The organism is Promineifilum sp. (SeqCode) (assembly GCF_041918635.1).
Classification (GTDB): Bacteria; Chloroflexota; Anaerolineae; order Promineifilales; family Promineifilaceae; genus Promineifilum.
In genome coordinates this window covers 1-5,330 of the sequence record NZ_JAYRVJ010000098.1, presented here as the reverse complement: position 1 = coordinate 5,330, position 5,330 = coordinate 1, and the positions used below count along the sequence as shown (strand labels likewise).

Sequence of the window (5,330 nt, the reverse complement as noted above, 5' to 3'; positions counted from 1 at the left end):
ACCATCACCATCGGCACGCCCGCCCCCCGGGCGATGTAGTAGAAGCCGCTGCGCCACACCTTGGGCACGCTGCGCTTCCCCTCCGGCATGATCGCCAGCCATAACGTCTCGCGTTCGTTGAACTCGTCCACCATCTGTGAGACGAAGTCGCGCGTCCGGTCGCGATCCAGGGCGATGCCGCCGAACCAGCGCAGGAACCAGCCCACCGGCCCGACGAAGACGGTGTGCTTCATCACGAAACGCACGTCCAGCCCCAGCGCCAGCATGGTCAGGGCCGTCATGAAGAAGTCGGAGTTGGACGTGTGCGGCGCGCCCACGAATACCGCCTTGGGCACGTCGGGCGCCTGGCCCACGATGCGCCAGCCGAACAGACGCATGAGTAGGGTAACGACCCAACGCGACAAGACGTTGCCGCGTCGGGGGGCGCTCGGCCCTATCTCGGGCAGCGCCGTATAGGTAACCAAGGGGGTATCGGTCAGGGTCGGCTCCATGCTGAATCGTCTCCGGTAGTCTGCGCGGCCGGTCGCGCGAAGGCGATCCCACGCTATACCCTATTCAACCCCGCCGCCGCCCAAAGGTGACGCCCGCGCCCATTTGCGGCATGATTGAAGAATGAAACACGGATGGGACACGGATGAGACGGATTAAACGGATAGAATAGATTAGGAAGATTTTATCCGTTCAATCCGTCCTTATCCGTGTCCCATGCGTGTTTAATTCCTTTGTGAGGAGTACAACCATGAGCACACCGCAATTCACCCCCGAATGGGCCAAAGGCATCGTCTGGTATCAGATCTTCCCGGAACGCTTCCGCAACGGCGACCCGAGCAACGACCCCACCCTCGCCAGCCTGGAAGGGGCCTATCCCCGCGACCACACCTCCCCCTGGCAGGTTCACCCCTGGACGTCCGACTGGTACCAGTTGCAGCCCTACGAGCGTCAGAACGGTCGCGACTTCTGGTTCAACGTCCAGCGCCGGCGCTACGGCGGCAACGTGCAGGGCATCCTCGACCGCCTGGACTACCTGACCGACCTGGGCGTCGAGGCCATCTACCTGAACCCCGTCTTCGACTCCCCCTCCTCGCACAAGTACGACGGCGCGACCTATCATCACATTGACCCCCACTTCGGCCCCGACCCGGCCGGCGACCGCCGCCTCATCGCCAGCGAGACGCCCGACCAGCCGGCCACCTGGCTGTGGACAGCGGCCGACCGGCTCATGCTGCGCCTCATCGACGAAGTCCACCGCCGCGGCCTGCGCCTCATCTTCGATGGCGTCTGGAACCACGTGGGCGTCAACTGCTGGGCCTTCCGCGACGTGGTCGCCAACCAGTGCCAATCGGCCTACGCTGACTGGCTGAAGGTGGTCAGTTGGGACGACGCCGCGGCGGGCACGACGTTCGACTACAAGGGTTGGTTCGGTGCGCGCGAGTTGCCCGAGTGGTTCCAGGATGAGGACGGCATCGTCGCCGGGCCGCGCGACTACATCTACGCCGCCACCCGCCGCTGGATGGATCCCGACGGCGACGGCGACCCGCGCGACGGCATTGACGGCTGGCGGCTCGACGTGGCCTTCTGCGTCCGCCACCCGTTCTGGAAGGCGTGGCGGCGGCACGCGCGGGCCATCAACCCGGAGGCGTACCTGGTGGCCGAGGTGGTCTCGACGCCAGAGGACGAGCAGCCCTACCTGCGCGGCGACGAATTCGACGCGACGATGAACTACAACTTCACCTTCGCCTGCGTGGAGTTCTTCGTCAACCGGCGCGACCGCATCACGGCCAGCGCGTTCGACCAACGGCTGCGCGAACTGCGCGAGGCCCACCCGGCCGAGGTGGCTCACGTCATGCAAAACCTGCTGGACAGCCACGACGCCAACCGGCTGGCCTCGTTCACCGTCAACCCCGACCTGTGGCCCGCGCGCGATTGGCACAACTACCACCGCGTCTCCAAGGTGGAGCACACGCCCACCTATGACACGCGCCGGCCGGTCGCGGCCGAGCGCCGCCTGCAACGGCTGATGGTCATCTTCCAGATGACCTACCTGGGCGCGCCGATGATCTACTACGGCGACGAGGCGGGCATGTGGGGGGCCAATGACCCCGACTGCCGCAAACCGATGGTCTGGCCCGACCTGACCTATGAGCCGGAGGCGACGCTGCCCGACGGCCAGCCGCGCCCCCAGCCGGATGAAGTCGCCTTCGACCGCGACCTCTTCGACCACTACCGGACGCTGATCCATATCCGCAAGGCGTCGCCGGCGCTGCGTCGCGGCGACTACCGGACGCTGCTGACCGATGACGCGCGCCGCCTCTTCGCCTTCGCCCGCGAGACGGAGGAAGACGCGGTCGTCGTCGCGCTCAACGCCGATGAGTTGATGAACGTCGTCGAGCTGGAAGCAGCGGATGGGACATGGGTCGATGTCCTGAACGGCGAGCAGCACCAGGCGGCCAACGGCCGGCTCAGCCTGACCGTTCCGCCCCTCTGGGGGGCGATTCTCCGGAAGCAGTAAGGGCTCACGCAAAGAACGCAAAGAAGCAAAGGACGCCAAGTGATACTTTCTTCTTTGCGCCCTTTGCTTCTTCGCGCTCTTTGCGTGAGCTTCTTATCCTGGGTTTTGGGAGAAGATAAGCCCGCTATACGGCCCCAGGGCCACGTTGGCGTGCGCCGGCTGGCCGTCGTATTCGCCCGGTTCGGCCGTCACGTCGCCGCTGACCTGCCCCTCGTAGTCAGGGCTGTAGACCGAGGCGTGACTGTCGAAGCGCAGCGCCCAATGCCCTTCGGCCGGGAAGCCGATGGTATAGCTCGGCAGCGTCCGGTTGGTCATGTTCAGCACGACCACCGTGCTATCGCCGGGGCCGCCGTCGTGCCAGCGGTGAAAGGCCAGCACCTTCTCCGTCGGGTGGGCGTGGTAGACGTGGACGTGCTGCCCGGTCAACCCCCTGGTCACCCCCTGCAGGTTGCGCCGCAGGTGGATGAGGTCGCGGTACAGGTAGATAATGCTCTCCAGTTCCTTGGCCCGGTCCCAGTCGAGCGCCTCGGTGTCGGTGAACCACTTGTCCTGCAGGAACTCCTGCCCCTGGAAGATCATGGGGATGCCGGGGGCGGTCATCACCAGCACCGCGCCCATCGTCGAGCGCTTCTTGGCGAACCAGTGGTGGCTGTTACCCGGCCAGATCTCTTCCGGAACACGCGCCTTGCCGTTGGCAACCTCGTCGTGAGACTCGGTGTAGACGACCCGCTTGAAGGCGTCGCCGTCGTAGCGGTAATTGAGCGCGTTGCGCACCGAGTCCAGGTCGCGGAAGGCGTCGTCGTTGGTAATAATGGCCGTGCGCACCGGGTGGACGAAGTTGGGATCCCACTGCGAGCCAAAGCCCGCGCCGCCCGCGCCGGTGTCCTTGACAACCCACTCATTGCCCTTCAGGTCTTCGGCAATGGTCAGATGGTTGGGCGCAAACTCACGCACCTCCTCATTGATCCACTGCATCAGGTTCCAGCCTTCGGGAATGTCGCCGGCCGGGTCGTTGTCGTTGCCGTTGATGTTGCGGATGTAGGCCGTCGCGTCCCAGCGCAGGCCGTCCACGCGGTACTCGTGCAGCCACATCAGGGCGTTGTCGCGCAAGAACTGGCGCACCTCGGGCCGGCCGTAGTCCGGCCGCGTGTGACCCCAGGGCGTGAGCGAGCGGTGATCGTTGTAGAAGTAGATGCCGCCGCCATCCCCCTCCGACCAACCGTCGAAGCGCCACAAGTCCAGGTCGCCGGGGCCAAGGTGGTTGTAGACCACGTCGAGGATGACGGCGATGCCCTGCTTGTGGGCGGCGCGCACAAACTCCTTGAAGCCCCGCTGGCCGCCGTAGTCGCTCTCCACCGCGAACGGCAGGGAGGGGTTATAGCCCCACGAGCGCCCGCCGGGGAACTCCATCGGCGGCATAACCTGGACGGCGTTGATGCCCAGCTCGCGCAGGTAGGAGAACTTCTGGATAGCCCGGCGGAACGTGCCCGGCCGGTCGTCGTCCGGCGCGTTGAAAGTGCCGATGTGCACCTCGTAGATCACCAGCTCGTTCCAGTTGGGGCTTTGGAACCCCTCGGTGTCGCCCCAATCGAAATCGGGGTTGTGGACAACGCTATTGCCTACCGACCCGGTCACCTGACGAGCGTAGGGGTCAATGCGGTAGAGCTTCTGGTTGCCGTTGACGAAGATGAACTTGTACTCGTCGCCAGGCTTCGCCTTGCCCACGTCTGTCGCCCAGTAGCCATCCCCCTCATGCGTGAGCGGGTTGGCGTCCTCATCCCACTTATTGAAATCGCCGGTGACGTAGACCTTCTGGGCGTTGGGGGCCCAGACGCGGAACGTCGTCCCCTTCTCATGCGAAACCGGCCCCATGCCGGGCTTCATCTTCGGCTTCAGCGCTCTGCTCAATGCTTTGAACACGTAATGGTTCCTCCTTCACGTGGTGCTAGACCTGACAGGTTTGGGAACACCTGTCAGGTCTGAATTATCGGATTATACAAACTTCCGTGAAAACGCTCTGGAAAATCTGCGAAATCTGCGGATTCGCCCTCTCTTACCCTTGCAGCAAAGACTGGGCCCCGTCAATCCATATCTCCGTGCCGGAAATGTGGCTGGACTGATCCGACGCCAGGAAGTAGACCAGGTCGGCAACCTGATTGGCATGGCCCGGGTCGCCATCGGTCAGCGGAACAGGGCCTTCCGGGAACTCGATCGGCTCCTCTGCCTCCTCAATGTGGCGCTTCTCGGTGCTGCCCTCGATCTCCGTCTCGATCCAGCCGGGGCAGATGACGTTGACACGAATCTTGTGCTTGGCCAACTCCAGCGCGGTCATCTTGGCGAAGGCCACCTGCCCCGCCTTGCTGCTGCTATAGGCCGACGCGCCGGCGTTGCTGAAGATGCGCGTGCCGTTCACCGACGACGTGATGATGACCGAACCGCCCTGCCGCTTCAACAGGGGCACGGCGTACTTGACCGTCAGGAACGTGCCCGTCAAATTGACGGTGAGCGTCTTCGTCCACTCCTCCGGCGTCAGTTCTTCCACAGGGGCCCAAACGCCGTTGATGCCGGCGTTGGCGAAGACAATGTCCAGTCGCCCCCATTTCTCGTCAATCCGGTTGATGGCCTTCTCCATGGCCTGCGGGTCGGACACGTCGGCGTCGAGCGCCAGCGCCTCGCCGCCCGCCTGTTCGATCTTGCGCACCGTCTTCTGCGCATTTTCCAGTGTATGGTCGAGCGCGGCGACCTTCGCGCCCTCACGGGCCAGCCGCAGCGCGGCGGCCTTGCCCAGGCCAGAGCCAGCGCCGGTAACCAGCGCCACTTT

4 protein-coding genes are annotated in these 5,330 nt (G+C 64.5%); 1 reads left to right on the top strand and 3 read right to left on the bottom strand.

The features are described from left to right. The coding region (locus tag ACE3UY_RS03270) for a 1-acyl-sn-glycerol-3-phosphate acyltransferase (protein ID WP_374686122.1) at nucleotides 1-491 on the bottom strand (491 nt) is incomplete at its 3' end. Between the two features lie 248 nt (nucleotides 492-739). On the opposite strand from ACE3UY_RS03270, the gene ACE3UY_RS03265 reads away from it, so the two are divergent. After that, nucleotides 740-2,509, top strand: coding sequence for a glycoside hydrolase family 13 protein (locus ACE3UY_RS03265; protein ID WP_374686121.1), 1,770 nt, complete (start codon nucleotides 740-742; stop codon nucleotides 2,507-2,509). Between the two features lie 93 nt (nucleotides 2,510-2,602). Here the strand turns inward: ACE3UY_RS03265 and ACE3UY_RS03260 are convergent, their stop codons facing one another. Both ACE3UY_RS03260 and ACE3UY_RS03255 read right to left on the bottom strand, forming a co-directional pair. Next, nucleotides 2,603-4,429: an alpha-amylase family glycosyl hydrolase gene (locus ACE3UY_RS03260; protein ID WP_374686120.1), complete on the bottom strand. Its 1,827-nt coding sequence runs from the start codon at nucleotides 4,427-4,429 to the stop codon at nucleotides 2,603-2,605. Between the two features lie 133 nt (nucleotides 4,430-4,562). After that, nucleotides 4,563-5,330: SDR family oxidoreductase (locus ACE3UY_RS03255; RefSeq protein ID WP_374686119.1), on the bottom strand; the 768-nt coding region annotated here is incomplete at its 5' end.

What these genes read in the sequence shown, in the direction of transcription:
- ACE3UY_RS03265 (WP_374686121.1), top strand. Translation starts at nt 740, where the DNA reads ATGAGCACACCGCAATTCACCCCCGAATGGGCCAAAGGCATCGTCTGG.